Annotated in this window: 15 protein-coding genes; 3 read left to right on the top strand and 12 right to left on the bottom strand. The window is 68.4% G+C overall.

Translation table 11 applies throughout. The features are described from left to right. Positions 1 to 70: 70 nt before the first annotated feature. The 3 genes from RN02_RS28405 to RN02_RS28395 all read left to right on the top strand — a co-directional run bounded on the left by RN02_RS28405 (position 71) and on the right by RN02_RS28395 (position 2,284). The gene (locus RN02_RS28405) at positions 71 to 1,489 is read left to right on the top strand and encodes a hypothetical protein (protein ID WP_043318569.1); all 1,419 of its coding nucleotides are present in this window, start codon (positions 71 to 73) and stop codon (positions 1,487 to 1,489) included. A gap of 194 nt (positions 1,490 to 1,683) precedes the next feature. Beyond that, positions 1,684 to 2,034 (top strand): BON domain-containing protein, encoded by a 351-nt coding sequence (locus RN02_RS28400; protein ID WP_009613032.1) that lies wholly within the window; start codon positions 1,684 to 1,686, stop codon positions 2,032 to 2,034. Between the two features lie 52 nt (positions 2,035 to 2,086). Further along, a complete protein-coding gene (locus RN02_RS28395; RefSeq protein ID WP_009613031.1) occupies positions 2,087 to 2,284 on the top strand; it encodes a CsbD family protein in 198 nt (65 codons plus the stop codon). 54 nt (positions 2,285 to 2,338) lie between these two features. Here the strand turns inward: RN02_RS28395 and RN02_RS28390 are convergent, their stop codons facing one another. The 12 genes from RN02_RS28390 to panB form a co-directional block, all read right to left on the bottom strand. After that, positions 2,339 to 3,790: a rhomboid family intramembrane serine protease gene (locus RN02_RS28390; protein ID WP_043318567.1), complete on the bottom strand. Its 1,452-nt coding sequence runs from the start codon at positions 3,788 to 3,790 to the stop codon at positions 2,339 to 2,341. 60 nt (positions 3,791 to 3,850) lie between these two features. Continuing rightward, positions 3,851 to 4,147 carry a DUF2845 domain-containing protein gene (locus tag RN02_RS28385; RefSeq protein WP_043318565.1) on the bottom strand — a complete coding sequence of 99 codons (297 nt, stop codon included), beginning with the start codon at positions 4,145 to 4,147 and terminating at the stop codon, positions 3,851 to 3,853. Positions 4,148 to 4,163: 16 nt separating this feature from the next. Next, a complete protein-coding gene (locus RN02_RS28380; protein WP_043318563.1) occupies positions 4,164 to 4,454 on the bottom strand; it encodes a DUF2845 domain-containing protein in 291 nt (96 codons plus the stop codon). Positions 4,455 to 4,465: 11 nt separating this feature from the next. Next, positions 4,466 to 7,612 (bottom strand): DUF748 domain-containing protein, encoded by a 3,147-nt coding sequence (locus RN02_RS28375; protein ID WP_043318561.1) that lies wholly within the window; start codon positions 7,610 to 7,612, stop codon positions 4,466 to 4,468. A gap of 91 nt (positions 7,613 to 7,703) precedes the next feature. After that, positions 7,704 to 8,324, bottom strand: coding sequence for a response regulator transcription factor (locus tag RN02_RS28370; RefSeq protein WP_009613026.1), 621 nt, complete (start codon positions 8,322 to 8,324; stop codon positions 7,704 to 7,706). Positions 8,325 to 8,401: 77 nt separating this feature from the next. Next, on the bottom strand, positions 8,402 to 9,580 hold the full coding sequence (locus tag RN02_RS28365; protein ID WP_043318559.1) for an acetyl-CoA C-acetyltransferase: 1,179 nt from the start codon (positions 9,578 to 9,580) through the stop codon (positions 8,402 to 8,404). Positions 9,581 to 9,696: 116 nt separating this feature from the next. Further along, a complete protein-coding gene (locus RN02_RS28360) occupies positions 9,697 to 10,575 on the bottom strand; it encodes an oxygenase MpaB family protein (protein ID WP_043318557.1) in 879 nt (292 codons plus the stop codon). 94 nt (positions 10,576 to 10,669) lie between these two features. After that, positions 10,670 to 12,607 (bottom strand): acetate--CoA ligase, encoded by a 1,938-nt coding sequence (acs, locus tag RN02_RS28355; RefSeq protein WP_043318555.1) that lies wholly within the window; start codon positions 12,605 to 12,607, stop codon positions 10,670 to 10,672. A gap of 405 nt (positions 12,608 to 13,012) precedes the next feature. Beyond that, on the bottom strand, positions 13,013 to 14,677 hold the full coding sequence (pgi, locus tag RN02_RS28350) for a glucose-6-phosphate isomerase (protein WP_009613022.1): 1,665 nt from the start codon (positions 14,675 to 14,677) through the stop codon (positions 13,013 to 13,015). A gap of 68 nt (positions 14,678 to 14,745) precedes the next feature. Then, positions 14,746 to 15,126, bottom strand: coding sequence for an aspartate 1-decarboxylase (gene panD, locus RN02_RS28345; RefSeq protein WP_009613020.1), 381 nt, complete (start codon positions 15,124 to 15,126; stop codon positions 14,746 to 14,748). Positions 15,127 to 15,236: 110 nt separating this feature from the next. Next, a complete protein-coding gene (panC, locus tag RN02_RS28340; protein WP_043318553.1) occupies positions 15,237 to 16,088 on the bottom strand; it encodes a pantoate--beta-alanine ligase in 852 nt (283 codons plus the stop codon). Then, entirely contained in the window at positions 16,085 to 16,885 is an 801-nt protein-coding gene (gene panB, locus RN02_RS28335) for a 3-methyl-2-oxobutanoate hydroxymethyltransferase (RefSeq protein ID WP_043318551.1), read from the bottom strand. Before panB ends, panC begins: the two co-directional genes overlap by 4 nt. Between the last annotated feature and the right edge of the window lie 80 nt (positions 16,886 to 16,965).

The following is a 16,965-nucleotide window of genomic DNA, read 5'->3' as shown; positions in this document are numbered from 1 at the left end:
GGCCCCTTGCGGGCCCTCTTTTTTTGCCTGGAAAATGGCGTCTCGCCAGCACGCAAGGACAGCCAGGCCGATGGACAAGCATTACTGCCACTACCACCAGGCGCAGCCCGCCACCTGGTTCTGCCTGCCGTGCCAGCGCCACTACGGCGACTGCTGCGTGCCGCTGAACGCCGACGCACCGGAATACGCCCCGGCCTGCCCGCTGTGCCGCAACGGCCTGCAATACCTGGGCGCGGCCAACAGCGCCCAGCCGTTCTGGGAGCGCCTGCCGAAGTTCTTCGCCTACGCCCTGCAACCAGGCCCGCTGATGTTCGCCGCGGCGCTGGCCCTGGCCAGCCTGTTCATGCCCAGCATGCTGCTGCTGTGGCTGGCCCTGCTGAGCGTGGCCACCAAGTACCTGCACAGCGTCATCGAGGCGGTCAGCCTGGGCAGCAACGACGCGCCCGGCCTGGGCGAGGCCTTCGACCTCTCCAGCCTGGGCGCCTTCCTGCGCCAGCTGGCGGTGTTCGTCGTGGCCGCGGTGGTGCTCTGGCTGGCCGCGGACTTCGACAATCCCTCGCTGTTCTGGGCGGTGAACCTCGCCCTGGTGCTGGTGCTGCCGGCCAGCGTCATCCGCCTGGCCCTGGACAAGAGCCTGGGCGCGGCGCTCAGCCCGGTGGAGGTCGGCCAGGTGATCGGCGCCATGGGCTGGCGCTACCTGATCCTCTGCGTGTTCCTGTTCATCCTCTGGCAATCGCCGAACTACCTGGCCTGGCTGCTCGGCTTCGGCCTGCCCAAGGTGGTGCTGATGCCGGTGATGGTGGCGCTGCTCGGCTACTTCGGCGTGGTGATGTGCGCAATGATGGGTTACGCCGTGTTCCAGTACCAGGGCGCGCTGGGCTACGCGGTGGCTGGCGATGACCTCGTGCAGGGCTTCCCCGAGGCCGAATGGCGCCGGCGTCGGGCGCTGGCAGAAGCCGAAGTGCGGGTGAAGGAAGGGCAGGGCGGCGCTGCCGTGGAAACCCTGGCCGCGGCCCTGCGCCAGGACGCCGAGGACCTGCGCCTGAACGAGCGCTACCACCAGCTGCTGTACGGGCTGAACGAGCGCGAGGCCTGCCTGGCTCACCTGGCGGGCTACCTGCCCCTGGCGACGCGGCTGAACCCGCAACTGGCGGCCGGCGCGCTGCTCAATGCCCGGCAGTTGCAGGCCGACTACCTGCCGGACGACCCGCTGGTGTGCGAACGCATCGCCGAGGTGCTGCTGCAGCGGCACAAGGCCCGCGAGGCCCTGAGCCTGCTGCGCAACCTGCACCAGCGCTTCCCGCAGTACCCGCAGATTCCGCGGGCGTACCTGCTGGCCGCGCGCGGCTTCGCCGAAGGCCTCGGGCAACTGGAGCCGGCCGGCAAGCTGCTGGCGTTCATCCGCCAGCGCTACCCGGACACGCCGCTGCTCGCCGAGGTGGCCAGCCTGGAACAGGTGCTGGAGAAGATGGCCCGCCAGGGCGGTTAGCCCATGCAAATTGCACGGCGCCCCGGGCCCCAGTGTGCAATTTGCCGGCCCGGGTGCCTCTGGCTGTTTTTCTATGTGTTTGATTTATAAGAAATTAGTCTTAGCGGAAAAACTGGCCCGGAGCTTGCGATATCCCTTGTGAAACTGCCGCCAGGCATGGTCGCAGTTCCTTGCAAAGTACAGGAGAGATCGCCATGAAACACCGTTTCAGCAAACTGGCCCTTGCCGCTGCCACCGCTTCCGCCCTGAGCTTCTCGCTCGCCAGCCCGGTGTTCGCGCAACCGACGACCCTCGCTGCGAATGACACCGTGCAGAAGACCGAGGAAGCGGTTTCCGATACCTGGATCACCAGCAAGGTGAAATCCAGCCTGATCGCCAACAAGGACATCAGCGGCACCAGCATCAAGGTGGAAACCAACCAGGGTGTGGTCTCCCTGTCCGGTACCGTGAAGACCGACGCCGAGCGTGACCTGGCGATCGAAACCACCAAGGGCATCAAGGGCGTCAAGGCGGTTTCCGCCGACGGCCTGAAGGCCGTGGACTGACAATGGCGGCCCGGCTCGCGCCGGGCCTGCCCATCGAACGAGGAATAGCGTGATGAATTCCGACGTGATCAAGGGCAAGTGGAAGCAGCTGTCCGGCACCCTGAAGGAAAAGTGGGGCAAGCTGACCGACGACGACCTGCAAGTGGCGGACGGACATGCCGAATACCTGGTCGGCAAGCTGCAGGAGCGCTACGGCTGGAGCCGCGACCGTGCGGAGCAGGAAGTCCGCGACTTCAGCGACCGCCTGTAACCCTGCGCGAGGTTTCACGAGGCCCCGCCGGCGCAAGCCGGCGGGGCCTTTTCGTCAGCGCGCCAGTTGCTGCTGGTAGAGCGCCAGCTGGCGCGTCTGCTCGGCCTCGGGGTAGCGCTGGCGAAGGAACTGTGCCAGTTCGCGCAGGCCCTGGTTGTCGCGCTGGGCGCCGAGGCGCTTGGCCAGTTGCAGCGTCATCTGCGGCAGCTGCGCCGGGTGCTGGCCGCCTTTCGCCAGGCGTCTCCAGGCACCCAGGGCGCGCGCTCCGTCCTCCAGTTGCAGGAGCCGTTGCAGCAGGTGCAGTTGCACCACGGGGTGGGCCAGCTGGCGCTGTTTCTCCGCGGCGCTGTCGTCGGCCAGGCGGCGCAGCAGCGCTGCGGCCTCGCTCGGCGGCAGGGCGAACAACTGCTTGAGCACGGCGCCGAGCAGCGCCGCATCCTGGCGGGAGACCGCCACGCCGTACAGGCGTTCGATCAGCAGCAGGCGCCCGGGGTGGCGTTGCAGCAGGTCCTGCCCGCGGCTCGCCGCCTGGTCCAGGGCGAAGCGGCCGATCAGGGCGTCGAGGGCGGCCAGGTCGCGCTTGAAGCCGGCGTCCGGGTCTTCCTTGGCCAGGTAGGCTTCGTCGACCTTCAGCCGCCCGAAGCGGCGCGGCAGCCACACCAGCAGGAAGCCCGAGGCCAGGCCGCCGAGGTGGGCGTAGTAGTTGACGTGGTCGGCGGCGCGCAGCAGGCCGTAGAGCTCCTTGCCCATCCATAGCGGCAGTATCCACAGCGCCGGCGCGCTGAAGTAGCCGAGCAGCGGCCCCAGCCAGTAGAAGAAGCGGATGCGCCGCAGCCCGTAGACGCCGATGTACATGCCCATCAGCCCGGAGATGGCGCCGGAGGCGCCGATGCCGGTCACCCATACCGGGTCCAGCGCCCACCACAGCAGCCCGGAGCAGAGCCCGCTGACCAGGTACAGGGCGAGGTACTTGAGGCGGCCCAGGGCGATTTCCAGGGCGAAGCCGAAGATGAACAGGAACACCATGTTGCCGGCCAGGTGCCAGAAGTCGCCGTGTAGGAACATGGAGCCGAACAGCCCCAGCAGGCTGAATTGCGCGGGGATGAAGCCGAAGCGCAGCGAGCTCAGGCGGTCCCGCGCGGCCTCGGCGCTGGCCCGCGCCGCTTGCCAGGCCGGGTCCTGCTGGAAGGCCGGCTGGCCGCGCAGTTCATGGCCGAACTCCAGGTCGCGAAGGATCAGCCAGGCCAGGTCCTGGCGGCGCAGGCCCTCGATGGCGCGTTTCTGGGTGTCGTCCAGCTTCTCGCGGCGCGCCAGCGATTCACCGAACAGGGCGCGCTCGCGGCCCAGCAGGTCCAGCTCCAGGTAGACGCCGACGGCCTGTTCCTGGCGGGCCCGGTCGCCACCCTGGTAGACGAAGAAGATCAGGCAGTTGAGCAGGATCAGCAGCAGCGTGACCAGCGGCGGCTTCTTCCAGTCCAGCGGGTGTTCGGCGGGCACGATGAGCATGGGGCGACCTGTCCTTGGCGGTGATGGCGCGAGACTATCACCGGCATCGGGCGCTGTCTGTCAGTTGCTGCGCTTGCTCTGGATGGCGTCGACGCGGTTGCCGCGCAAGCGCACGAAATACAGCATGCCGTTCCAGGGCCCGTAGATCCATTCCTCCACCCGCACCTCCTCGCGCTGGCCCCAGTCGCCGACGACGATGCGGTTGCCCAGGTAGGAACGGTCCACCGGCTGGCCGCAGCGTTCGAGCACGTCGCTGCTGCTGTCGCCGCTGCTGATCAGGCGGCTGCCGCAGCGCAGGCTGTCGGCCAGCGCCGGAGTGGCGGCGAGCAGCAGCAGGGGGAGGACGAACAGGCGCATGGCGGCTCCGCTGCGGTCAGTCGCGCTTGAATTCGATGCGCTTGAGGCGGTTGGCTTCGAAGGTGAGGATGTAGGTGGCGCCGTTGCGCGGGCCGTACACCCATTCCTCGACCTTGAACTCGCGGCGGTCGTAGCCGCCGAGGGTGTAGCCGACGTCGTCGCGATGGTCCGGCGCGCCGCACTTCTGCTCCACTTCCCAGGCGCGGTCGCCGACGCTGACCAGGGCGCTGCCGCAGCGCATGCTGTCGGCCTGGGCTGCGGCGCTGGCCAGCAGCAGGGCGCCGGCCAGCAGGGGAAGGGACTTCATCGGGGCGTGCCTCATTCGCTGTCGAGGTGGAGCTGGGTGACGACCTCGCCGCCCTTTTCCGCCTCGGCCTGGCTGACGTCGATCAGGTAGATGCGATCATCCCCCAGTCCGCCCTTGGTGACCAGATAGTCCTTGATGTGCGCGCCGCGCTCCTGGGCCAGCTTGCGCAGCAGCAACTGGCTGCCGCTCCAGGAGTCGACCACCGCCTGGCGCAGCTTGGCGGTGCGCTCGTCCTTGCCCAGTTCCTGCCACTCGGCCGGCGGCTGTTTCTTCAGGCGCGTGCGGTAGATGCCTTCGAGCAGGGCCGGTTGCAGGTCTTCCGGCACTTCCAGCTGGCTGGCGTCGCTGGGCACCTTGTCGCCGCGGCGCTGCAGCATCTTGTAGTAGTTGCTGCGGAATTCCTGCTGCAGGCGCTGCTCGGCCAGCAGCGGGCCGTCGGCCGCGGCGGCGCTCACCCCCTCGACTTCCAGCTTCAGCGCCGGGCGCTGCTTGAGCGCGGCGGCGAGCTTGTCGAGGTTGCCTTGCGCCGCGGGCGTCAGCTCGCTGGAGCCGGCGGCGAAGGGCACGTTGCCCAGGTCCTCGTCGCCACCGCCGGCGGCCAGGCCGGCGATGAACTTGAAGGGCGCCTGCACGGCGCGCAGCACCAGGTTGCGCAGGGTTTGCCAGACGATGGGCATGACGCTGAACTGCGGGTTGTTCAGGTCGCCTTCCACCGGCAGCTGGATGTCGATGTTGCCGTTGGTGTCCTTGAGCAGGGCCACTGCCAGCTTCACCGGCAGGTCGACGGCGTCGGGGCTGTCGACCTTCTCGCCCAGCTGCAGGTGTTCCACCAGCACCTTGTTGTCGGCCTTCAGCTGGCCCTTGGTGATCTGGTAGTGCAGGTCGAGGTTGAGCCGGCCCTTGCGGATGCGGTAGCCGGCGAACTTGCCGGAGTAGGGCGTCAGGGTGGTCAGCTCGACGCGCTTGAAGCTGGTGGCGATGTCCAGCTTCTCCAGCGGCGAGAAGGGGTTGAGGCTGCCCTTGATGGTCACCGGGGCGTACTTGTCGACCTTGCCCTTGATGTCGACACTGGCCGGCTGCGGATTGCGGTTGTCGAGGGTGCCGATCTCGCCGCCCAGTTGCTGGATGGCGGTGGCGAAGTCCGGGCGCAGGGTCAGGTCGGCGAAGTTGGCCGAGCCGTCGTTGATGCGGATGCCGCCGATGTGGATGCCCAGGGGCTTGTCGCTGCCGGCCTTGGCCGGGCTGGCGGCGCCCTTGGCCGCCGGCTGCTTGGGCTGGGCGATGATCAGCTCGCTGACGTTGGTGCTGCGGTCCTCGTTGATGATGAAGCGTGCGTAGGGCTGCTCGAAGGACACGCTCTGGATCACCAGGCTGTCGCCATGCTTGTAGGCCAGCCCGTCGAGGGTGAGCTTCTGCCATTTGACGAAGTCGCGGCTCTTCAGGGTGTCCAGGGTGTGCAGCTGGCTGACCTCGGCGCTGCCGCCGACGCTGAAGGCCAGCGGCTCGGTGCTCTTGAGGTCGACGTCGAGCTTGCTGGCGAGGAAGCCGCTGCGCAGCTCCAGGCGGATGAAGGGTTCCAGGTACGACTGCGCCAGGCGCAGGTCGATGTCGCGGGTGGCGACCTTGAGCCTGGCGCTGGCCGGGTTGGGGATGACGCTGCCGCTGGCCTCGATCAGCCCGCGGTTGCCGATGCCGGTCTTGAGCTTGAGCTGCAGCGCCTGGGTCAGCGAGCTGTCGAGGTCCTGCAGGTCGAGGTCCAGCGGGCCGACGTCCAGGGCCACCGACCTGGCCGGTACGCGGTCGGCCAGGTGCACCTTGTAACCGCGCAGCTGGGTGTCGCGCAGGACCACGTGCCAGGGCTTCTGCGGCTCGGTCGGCCTGGCCGGTTCCGGCGGCGGGCTTGCCGGCTTGTCGGCGGCGGCCGCAGCCTGGTCGGCTTGGGCTTGGGCCTCTGCTTCAGGCTTGGCCTCGGGCTTCGCCGCGGCCTGGGTTGCGGTCTTGTCCGCCGGGGCCGCATCGCTCTTGGCGGGCGCAGGGCTGGCCGCGTCCGCTACGGGCTCGGCGGCCGCAGTGGCGTCGGCGGGTTTCGCCGCGGCATCGGCCGTGGGCGCCGGTTGTTCTGCGGGGGCCGGGGCCGGCTTGCGCGCGGGCTTCTGGAAGTCAGCGAAGAGTTTCTGCCAGTCGAGCTGGCCGTCCTTCTCGCGGGCCGCCCAGGTTTCCAGGCCCTGGCTGCGGATCTGGCCGACCAGCACTTCGCGCTTGGCCAGGTCCAGGCTGGTCTCGGCCACGTCGAGGCTGGCCAGGGTGACCAGCGGCTTGCCGGCCGGGCTCTTGAGGTCGAGGTCGCGCAGGTTGGCGCTGGTCTTTTCCAACTGCAGATGGGTGTCCTTGCTCAGGTCCAGCTTGTACTCGGTGGCAACGCTGAGGATGCCCTTCTGCAACTCCAGCGGCGCGTTGTCGCGCACGTAGGGCCACCAGGCCTTGAGCGGAATGCCCTGGATCGACAGGCTGCCGCTGGAGGCGAGCGGAGTCAGGCTGAGGTCGCCCTTCCAGTCGACCTTGCCGCCGTGGGGGCCGGCGCCGCTCAGGGTCATCTGCGCGCCGCTGTCGGGCAGGGTGCTGAGGTTGTGCAGCTCGAAGCCCAGCGGGTCGAAGACGAAATCCACCTGCTCGCTCGGGCGATTGTCCTGGAAGTGCACGCTGCCCTGGCTCAGGGCGACGCGCTCGATGCGTAGCGGGAAGGGCTTGCTGTCCGGCTGCTCGGGCTTGGGCTCGCTGGGCGGCAGCTTGAACAGGCGGCTGAGGTTGAGGCTGCCGTCCTCGGCGAACACCACTTCGCCATGGGGCTTGTCCAGTTGCACGTCGGCCAGGTGCAGCTGGCGCGTCCACAGGCTGTCGAGCTGTAGGTTGGCGTACAGGCGCTCGAAGGCCACCTGCTCCTGGCCGGGCTGGCCGATGCGCAGGCCCCAGACGTTCAGCTCCAGGCTGAAGGGGTTGAGTTCGATGCGCTCGATGTGCGCCGGCACGGTGGCGTACTGGGCCAGTTGCTGGTTGGCCACGCGTAGGGCGATGCCGGGGAGGATCAGGAAGCCCAGCAGGCAATAGAGGAGGAACAGCAGCACCAGGGTGCCGATCGCGCGAATCAATCCTTTGGGCATAGCGGGAGTCATTTTCCGTCGTGGCGTACCTCGGAGTATGGCACGCGTGCAAAGTTCCAAGTCTTGAGCCGTGGCTGCGCGGCCGCGGCGCTCAGGCCTGCAGGTTGTGCTGGCGGGCGAACTCCACCAGGTCCACCAGGCTGTTCAGCTGCAGTTTCTCGAGGATGCGCGTCTTGTAGGTGCTGACGGTCTTCTGGCTGAGGAACAGCTCCTCGGCGATCTGCTTGTTGCTCTGGCCGCGCACCAGGCTGCGCAGCACCACCAGCTCGCGCGGGGTGAGCGCCGCCACCGGGTCGTCGCCGGGCTGCCCGGGCGCGCCCAGGGGGCGCTCGGGGAAGCAGCGGTAGCCGGCGACCAGCATGCGCGCGGCGTTGAGGATGGCCGTGGTGTCCTTGTTCTTGCTGACGAAGCCGTGCCCGCCGGCGGCTTCCACGCGGCTGGCGTAGAGCCGCTCGTCCTGGGAGCTGAGCACCAGCAGGCGGATGTTCTCGTCGAAGATGTGCACCCGCGCCAGCAGGTCCATGCCGTCCATGCCCGGCAGGTTGAGGTCGAGGATGACCAGGTCGGGCTTGTGCTGGCGCACCAGGTTGAGCCCGGCGTTGCCGTCGTCGGCCTCGCCGACGATTTCGAACTGGGGGTCCTGGGCGAGCAGCGAGCGAATCGCCAGGCGCATGGCCGGGTGATCCTCCACCACGATGACGCGTTTGTTCATGGGCAATCCTTTAAGGCGCGATCCGCCCAATGAAGATAGCCCAGTTGGCGCGACCTTGCGGCCGCGCCCGGCGAGGCTCAGCGTTGCAGGGCCAGCGCGACGCCCTGGCCGCCGCCGATGCAGAGGGTGGCGAGGCCCTTCTTCGCGTCGCGGCGGAGCATTTCGTGCAGCAGGGTGACCAGCACGCGGCAGCCGGAGGCGCCGATGGGGTGGCCGAGGGCGATGGCGCCGCCGTTGACGTTGACCTTGGCGGCGTCCCAGCCCAGTTCCTTGCCCACTGCCAGGGACTGCGCGGCGAAGGCTTCGTTGGCCTCGATCAGGTCCAGCTCGGCCAGCTGCCAGCCGGCCTTGTCCAGGCAGCGGCGGGTGGCGGACACCGGGCCGATGCCCATGATCGCCGGGTCGACGCCGGCATTGGCGTAGGCGGCGATGCGCGCCAGCACCGGCAGGCCCAGTTCGGCGGCCTTGGCGGCGCTCATCAGCAGCACCGCGGCGGCGCCGTCGTTGAGGCTGGAGGCGTTGCCGGCGGTGACGCTGCCGTCTTTCTTGAAGGCCGGCTTGAGCTTGGCCAGGGACTCGGCGCTGGTGCCGGCGCGGACCTGTTCGTCGGTGGCGAAGCGCAGCGGCTCGCCCTTGCGCTGGGGAATCTCGATGGGGGTGATCTCCGCCTCGAAGCGCCCGGCGGCGATGGCTTCGGCGGCCTTGCGCTGGGACTCGGCGGCGAAGGCGTCCTGCTCCTCGCGGCTGATGCCGTACTTGTCCACCAGGTTCTCGGCGGTGATGCCCATGTGGTAGTCGTTGAAGGCGTCCCACAGGCCGTCGACGATCATGCTGTCGAGCAGTTGCGCGTGACCCATGCGCAGGCCGGTGCGGGCCTTGGGCAGCACGTAGGGCGACAGGCTCATGCTTTCCTGGCCGCCGGCGACGATCACTTCGGCATCGCCGCAGCGGATGGCCTGGGCGGCCAGGTGCAGGGCCTTGAGGCCCGAGCCGCAGACCTTGTTGACGGTCATCGCCGGTACGCTGTTCGGCAGGCCGGCGGCGATGGCGGCCTGGCGCGCGGGGTTCTGCCCGGCGCCGGCGGTGAGGGTCTGGCCGAGGATGATTTCGTCGACCGCCTCCGCGGCGACGCCGGTCTGCTCGAGCAGGCGGCGGATCACCGCGGCGCCCAGTTCATGGGCCGGCAGGGCCGATAGGGAACCCTGGAAGCTGCCGATGGCGGTGCGGGTGGCAGCGACTATGACGACATCTTGCATGACACGAATCCTCAGCATGGGGCGGCGCGGGCCGCGGCGAACGAGCGGGCATGGTTGCACAGGCGGGCATGGCCGACCACTCTCCGAACCGCTGAGTCAGGCGCGGGATCGGCCGGTCAGCGCAGCGGCGGCAGGCCCATGCGCCGGCGCGCGCGGTGCAGCGAGCCGTTGCGTACCGCCCAGCGCAGCAGTGGCACGCTGCGCTTCACGCTGGTGCGGATCAGTTGGCGTTGCAGCGGGCGCAGGGAGAAGCCGAGCATGTCGGCGGCCCAGTCCGGCAGCAGGTCGATGCCGGCGCGCATCATCAGGGCGCTGAAGGGCCTGGCCAGGGAGCTGGGCGCCGGGGCGTCGAGCAGCACCTCGACCACGTCGCGGGTGCGCTCGTTGTAGTGGAGCTGGGGGCGCATGCGTTCCAGGTACTCGGCCACCTCCAGGCGCGAGCGCGGCACGTCGCGGGCGCCCAGGCGTTCGGCGACCAGGGCGATCTCGTCGTAGTAGCGATCCTGCTCGCTGCCGGGCAGCTCGGGGTTCAGGTAGCGCAGGTGCGACTTGAGGAAGCAGCTGACCTCGGCGACGTGCACCCAGGTCAGCAGGTCCGGATCGCTGGCCGCATAGGGCGTGCCGTCGGGCAGGGTGCCGCTGACGTTGTCGTGGATGCGCCGCACCCGGGCGATCAGCTTCTCGGCGTCGGCCACCGAGCCGTAGGTGGTGGTGGAGATGAACTGGCCGGTGCGGCGCAGGCGGCCGAGCATGTCGGCGCGGAAGTTGGAGTGGTCCCAGACGCCGCCCAGGGCGGCGGGATGGAGCATCTGCAGGAGCAGGGCGCTGATGCCGCCGATGAGCATGGAGCTGAAGTCGCCATGGACTTTCCAGCAGGCCGAGTCGGGGCCGAACAGGCCCGGGTCGCCCTTGGGGGATTCGAAATCGACGCCCCCGAGGGCGAGTCCGGTCAGGCTCAGGACCTGGCTTTCGATATGACGGCGAACGGTTTCCATGTCGACGAGCTGCAAGCCTCAAGCGTCAAGCTACAAGTGGTGCATACGGTTAGCTTAACCGCAGGCGCTCTGTCTTGCAGCTTGCAGCCGCCCTTCACCTGTTGATGCGGTTGTCGATCAGCCCCTGGACCACGCCGGGGTCGGCGAGGGTCGAGGTGTCGCCGAGGTTGTCCAGTTCGTTGCAGGCGATCTTGCGCAGGATGCGCCGCATGATCTTGCCCGAGCGCGTCTTCGGCAGGCCCGGCGCCCACTGCAGCACTTCCGGCTTGGCGAAGCTGCCGATCTCCTTGCTGACCACCGCCAGCAGTTCCTGCTTCAGCTCTTCGCTGGGCTCGACGCCGTTCATCGGCGTGACGAAGGCGTAGATGCCCTGGCCCTTGAGGTCGTGGGGGTAGCCCACCACCGCGGCCTCGGCGATGCCGTCGTGCAGCACCAGGGCGCTTTCCACCTCGGCGGTGCCGATGCGGTGGCCGGAGACGTTGATCACGTCGTCGACGCGCCCGGTGATCCAGTAGTAGCCGTCCTCGTCGCGGCGCGCGCCGTCGCCGGTGAAGTAGTAGCCGGGATAGGGCTTGAAGTAGGTGTCGACCATGCGCTGGTGGTCGCCGTAGATGCTGCGGATCTGGCTCGGCCAGCTGGCCTTGATCGCCAGCACGCCGGCGCCGGGGCCGTCGATCTCCTTGCCGTGCTCGTCCAGCAGCACCGGCTGCACGCCGAAGAACGGCAGGGTCGCCGAGCCGGGCTTGAGCGAGGTGGCGCCGGGCAGCGGGGTGATGAGGATGCTGCCGGTCTCGGTCTGCCACCAGGTGTCGACGATCGGGCAGCGCGTCTCGCCGACCACGTGGTAGTACCACTCCCAGGCCTCGGGGTTGATCGGTTCGCCCACCGAGCCGAGCAGGCGCAGGCTGGCGCGCGAGGTCTTCTTCACCGGTTCCTCGCCTTCGCGCATCAGGGCGCGGATGGCGGTGGGCGCGGTGTAGAAGATGTTCACCTGGTGCTTGTCGATCACCTGCCAGAAGCGCGAGGCGTCCGGGTAGCTGGGCACGCCCTCGAACATCAGGGTGGTGGCGCCGTTGGCCAGCGGGCCGTAGACGATGTAGCTGTGCCCGGTGACCCAGCCGACGTCGGCGGTGCACCAGTAGATGTCACCCTCGTGGTAGTCGAACACGTACTTGTGCGTCATGGCCGCGCCCAGCAGGTAGCCGCCGGTGGTGTGCAGCACGCCCTTGGGTTTGCCGGTGGAGCCGGAGGTGTAGAGGATGAACAGCGGGTCCTCGGCGTCCATGGGCTCCGGCGGGCAGTCCTCGCTGACGCCGTGCAGGGCTTCGTGGTACCAGAGGTCGCGGCCCTCGACCCAGGGCACCTTGCCCTGGGTGCGCTGCACCACCACCACGGTGGAGACGTTCGGGCAGTCCTGCAGGGCCTTTTCCACGTTCTGCTTGAGCGGGATGTACTTGCCGCCGCGCACGCCTTCGTCGGCGGTGATCACGGTGTGGCAGTCGGCGTCGAGGATGCGGTCGCGCAGGGAGTCCGGCGAGAAGCCGCCGAACACCACCGAGTGGATGGCGCCGATGCGCGCGCAAGCGAGCATGGCGTAGGCCGCCTCGGGGATCATCGGCATGTAGATGCACACCCGGTCGCCCTTCTCCACGCCGCGGCTCTTGAGCACGTTGGCCAGGCGGCAGACATGGCTGTGCAGCTTGCGGTAGGTGATGTGGGCGGACTCGGCGGGGTTGTCGCCTTCCCAGATGATGGCGACCTGTTCGCCGCGCTGTTCCAGGTGGCGGTCGATGCAGTTGTAGGCGACGTTGAGCTGGCCGCCCTTGAACCAGCTGGCCTGGCCGCGGGCCAGGTCGCCGTGGTGCACGGAGTGCCAGGGCTTGAACCAGTCGAGCAGGGCCTTGGCCTGTTCGCCCCAGAACACGTCCGGTTGTTCGATGGATTGGCGGTAGAGGCGCCGGTAGCCCTCCTCGTCGAGGTAGGCACGCTGGCGAACGGCGTCCGGCACCGGGTGAGCGGTGATTTCGAACATGACGATATCCTTGTTGTTGTGATGTTTTGCTAAGGCGTCTGGTTCAAGACTGGGCCAATGCGCGGCCCGGTTCAAGCCTTGGAGGGATGGCCGGCAGTTCGGTCGGGGAGGCGTAGGGCGGATAACGCCCACGGCGTTATCCGCCGTTTGGCCTTGATCCCCGGCGGCTCCGGGGTTGACCTGGGCGCTGGCTGTGGCCCCGGTGTATCGGCGCATAACCGCGGACGGTTATGCGCCCTACGGGAACACCATGCCTTCCGGCGAATTGTAGGAGCGGGCCCTGCCCGCGATTTCGCGCGCAGGGCGCGCTCCTACAGGGGAATGGTGGGGCGGCGTATGCCGTACCGGAAATGAAAACGCCGCTTCCCCCATGGAGGAAACGGCGCTTTTTGCCAAGGCAGGGAATCAGCCGCGGTGGCGGCCGCGGAAGAAGTCGATCAGGCCCTGGGTGGAGGCGTCCTCGGCCGGGCTTTCCTCGCTGCCGACCAGGCGCCCGTAGACGGCCTTGCCCAGCTCCTTGCCCAGTTCCACGCCCCACTGGTCGAAGGCGTTGATGCCCCAGAGAATGCTCTGCACGTAGACCTTGTGCTCGTACATGGCGATCAGCGCGCCCAGGCGGCGGGCGCTGATGCGTTCCAGCACCAGGGTGTTGCTCGGGCGGTTGCCGGGGATCACCTTGTGCGGTGCCAGGCGCTGCACCTCGGCTTCGTCCAGGCCCTTGGCGCGCAGCTCGGCCTCGGCTTCGGCGCGGGTCTTGCCCTGCATCAGCGCCTGGCTCTGCGACAGGCAGTTGGCGTACAGCCACTGGTGGTGGTCGGCCAGCGGGTTGTAGCTGGAGACCGGGACGATGAAGTCCGCCGGGATCAGCTGGGTGCCCTGGTGCAGCAGCTGGTGATAGGCGTGCTGGCCGTTGCAGCCGACGCCGCCCCAGATCACCGGGCCGGTGCCGGCGCTGACCGGGGTGCCGTCCTGGCGCACACTCTTGCCGTTGGACTCCATGTCCAGCTGCTGCAGGTGGTCGGTGATGTTCCGCAGGTAGTAGTCGTAGGGCAGGATGGCGTGGCTGCGCGCGCCCCAGAAATCGCCGTACCAGACGCCGAGCAGGCCCAGCAGCACCGGGATGTTGCGGGCGAAGGGCGCGCTCTGGAAGTGCTGGTCCATGCTGTAGGCGCCGGACAGCAGTTCCTTGAAGTTGTTGATGCCCACCGACATGGCGATCGGCAGGCCGATGGCCGACCACAGCGAGTAGCGCCCGCCGACCCAGTCCCACATGGGGAACACGTTCTCTTCGCGGATGCCGAAGGCCACCGCCGCTTCCTTGTTGCTGGAAACCGCGATGAAGTGACGGTACAGCTCGGCTTCGTTGCCGCCCTGGGCCAGGTACCAGGCGCGCGCGGCCTGGGCGTTCTTCAGCGTCTCCAGGGTGCCGAAGGACTTGGAGGAGACGATGAACAGGGTGGTCTCGGCGTTCAGCTTGCTGGTCAGCTCGCGGAACTCGCTGCCGTCGATATTGGCCAGGTAGTGGCAGCGCACGCCTTTCTGGGCGAAGGGCAGCAGGGCCTCGGAGACCAGCTGCGGGCCGAGGAAGGAGCCGCCGATGCCGATGTTCACCACGTCGGTGATGGGCTTCTCGGTGTAGCCGCGCCACAGGCCGTTGTGCACGTAGGCGACCAGCTCGGTCATCTGGTGCAGCACGCGGTGCACTTCCGGCATCACGTCGACGCCGTCCACCAGCACCTTGTCGCCGATCGGCCGGCGCAGCGCGGTGTGCAGCACCGGACGGCGCTCGGAGGCGTTGATCACCTCGCCGCGGAACATGGACTGGATGGCCTCGCCCAGCTGGGCTTCTTCCGCCAGCTTGACCAGCAGGCCGAGGGTGTCCTCGCGGATCAGGTTCTTCGAGAAGTCGAGGAACAGGCCGCAGGCGCTCAGGGAGAAACGCTCGAAACGCTTCGGATCGCCGGCGAATGCCTGGCGCATGCTGAAGTCCTGCAGATCCTTGCGGTGCTCGGCCAGTGCCTGCCAGCTCGGCAGGCGAGTGGCATCCAGCGGGGTGAGGTGGTGTTCCATGCGGTACCTTCGGGGGTGTGACGTGCGTTGGAGCGTGAAAAAGCCCGGGGGTTCCGGGCTTTGACGGTTCAGGCGAGCTGCACCGGGATGGCGTTGCTGGTGTGGCTGAGCTGGTTGCCCGGGGCCATGTAGAGCATGCGCGGCTGGTAGTTGGCGAGCTCGGCGTCGCTGTACTGAGCATAAGCGCAGATGATCACCCGGTCACCCACCTTGGCCTTGTGCGCGGCGGCGCCGTTGACCGAAATCATCCGCGAGCCTTCCTCGCCGCGGATGGCGTAGGTGGTGAAGCGCTCGCCGTTGTCGACGTTGTAGATCTGGATCTGTTCGTACTCGCGGATACCGGCGAGGTCCAGCCACTCGCCATCGATGGCGCAGGAGCCTTCGTAGTCGAGGACGGCGTGGGTGACTTCGGCGCGGTGCAGCTTGGCCTTGAGCATGATGCTGTGCATGGCGGGCGCTCCTGTTGTTGTGGGGCTTGGCGCGGACGGCGGCAGAGTATGCCCAACCTGTTACCTGGCCTCAAGCCGCGTGCGGCGCGGCCTGGGCGGGTAACGGCGGGTCAGTCGAGCTGCAGCGGCAGGTTGTCGATCAGGCGGGTCTTGCCGAGGAAGGCGGCGGCCAGGACCACCACCTGCCTGTCGCCGGCGTCGGCAGGGCGCAGGCTCAGGGCCTCGCGGATTTCCAGGTAGTCCACCCGCAGGCCGGCGGCCTCGATCTGCCGGCGGCCCTCTTCGAGCAGCGCCGGAAAGTCGCGCGAGCCGCCGCGCAGGGCCTCGGCGAGCTGCCGCAGGGTGCGCTGGATGACCGGCGCGCGGGCGCGCTCGTCCTCGTTCAGGTAGCCATTGCGCGAGGACAGCGCCAGGCCGTCCTCGGCGCGCACGGTGGGTTCGCCGAAGATCTGCACGGGGATGTTCAGGTCGCGCACCAGCTTGCGGATCACCGCCAGTTGCTGGAAGTCCTTCTCGCCGAACAGCGCCATGTCCGGCTGCACCATGTTCAGCAGCTTGCAGACCACGGTGGCGACGCCGTCGAAGTGGCCCGGGCGGCTGCCGCCGCACAGCCCCTCGGAAATGCCGGGCACGCTGACCTTGGTCTGGCCTTGCATGCCGTCGGGGTACATCTCTTCCACGCCCGGGGCGAACAGCAGGTGGCAGCCGGCTTCCAGCAGCCTGGCCTGGTCGGCGGCGAGGGTGCGCGGGTACTTGTCCAGGTCTTCGCTGGGGCCGAACTGCAGCGGGTTGACGAAGATGCTGGCGACCACGAAGTCGGCGCGCTGGCCGGCCTTGGCCACCAGGGCGGCGTGGCCGGCGTGCAGGTTGCCCATGGTCGGCACCAGGGCGATGCGCTTGCCTTCGCCGCGCGCGCGGGCGACCGCGGCGCGCAGTTCGCGGACGGTCTTGACTGTGTTCATGCGGAGAATCCGTGTTCGGGGCCAGGGAAGGAGCCGTCTTTCACGGCCTTGACGTAGGCGGCGAAGGCGCCCTGGATGCTGTCCTGGCCTTCCATGAAGTTCTTCACGAACTTGGGCGCGCGGCCGGACAGCGACAGGCCGAGCATGTCGTGCATCACCAGCACCTGGCCGTCGGTGCCGGGGCCGGCGCCGATGCCGATCACCGGGATCTTCACCGCTTCGCTGATCTCCTGGCCCAGGGCGCTGGGCACGCACTCCAGCAGCAGCATGGCGACGCCGGCCTGCTCCAGGGCGATGGCGTCGGCGCGCAGCTGGCGGGCCTGGGCTTCCTGGCGACCTTGGACCTTGAAGCCGCCGAACAGGTTGACCGATTGCGGAGTCAGGCCCAGGTGCGCGCACACCGGCACGCCCATCTGCGCCAGGCGCACGATGGGCTCGGCCAGCCAGGCGCCGCCTTCGAGCTTGACCATGTGGGCGCCGGCCTGCATGACCTTGACCGCGTCGTCCAGCAGGCGTTGCAGCGAGGTGCCGGAGGCGAAGGGCAGGTCGGTGACGATCATCGCGCCCTGGTTGCCGCGCTTCACGCAGGCGGTGTGGTAGGCCATTTCCTCGACCGTGACCGGCAGCGTGCTGTCGTGGCCTTGCAGCACCATGCCGAGGGAGTCGCCGATCAGCAGCATCTCCGCGCCCGCGGCGCTGGCCGCCTGGGCGAAGGTGGCATCGTAGGCTGTGAGCATCGCGATCTTCTCGCCGCTTTGCTTCAGGCCTTGCAGGGTGGTCAGGGTGACATCAGGCATGAAAACGGTCCTCGTTGGGCCGGCTGGCGCCGGCGCGGGGCACCTATAGTCCGGATGGGGCGGAGCGAAGTCAATCGCAG

The sequence above is a fragment of the Pseudomonas sp. PI1 genome (assembly GCF_000812405.1).
GTDB lineage: Bacteria > Pseudomonadota > Gammaproteobacteria > Pseudomonadales > Pseudomonadaceae > Pseudomonas > Pseudomonas citronellolis.
This window is presented reverse-complemented; position numbering and strand designations above follow the sequence as displayed.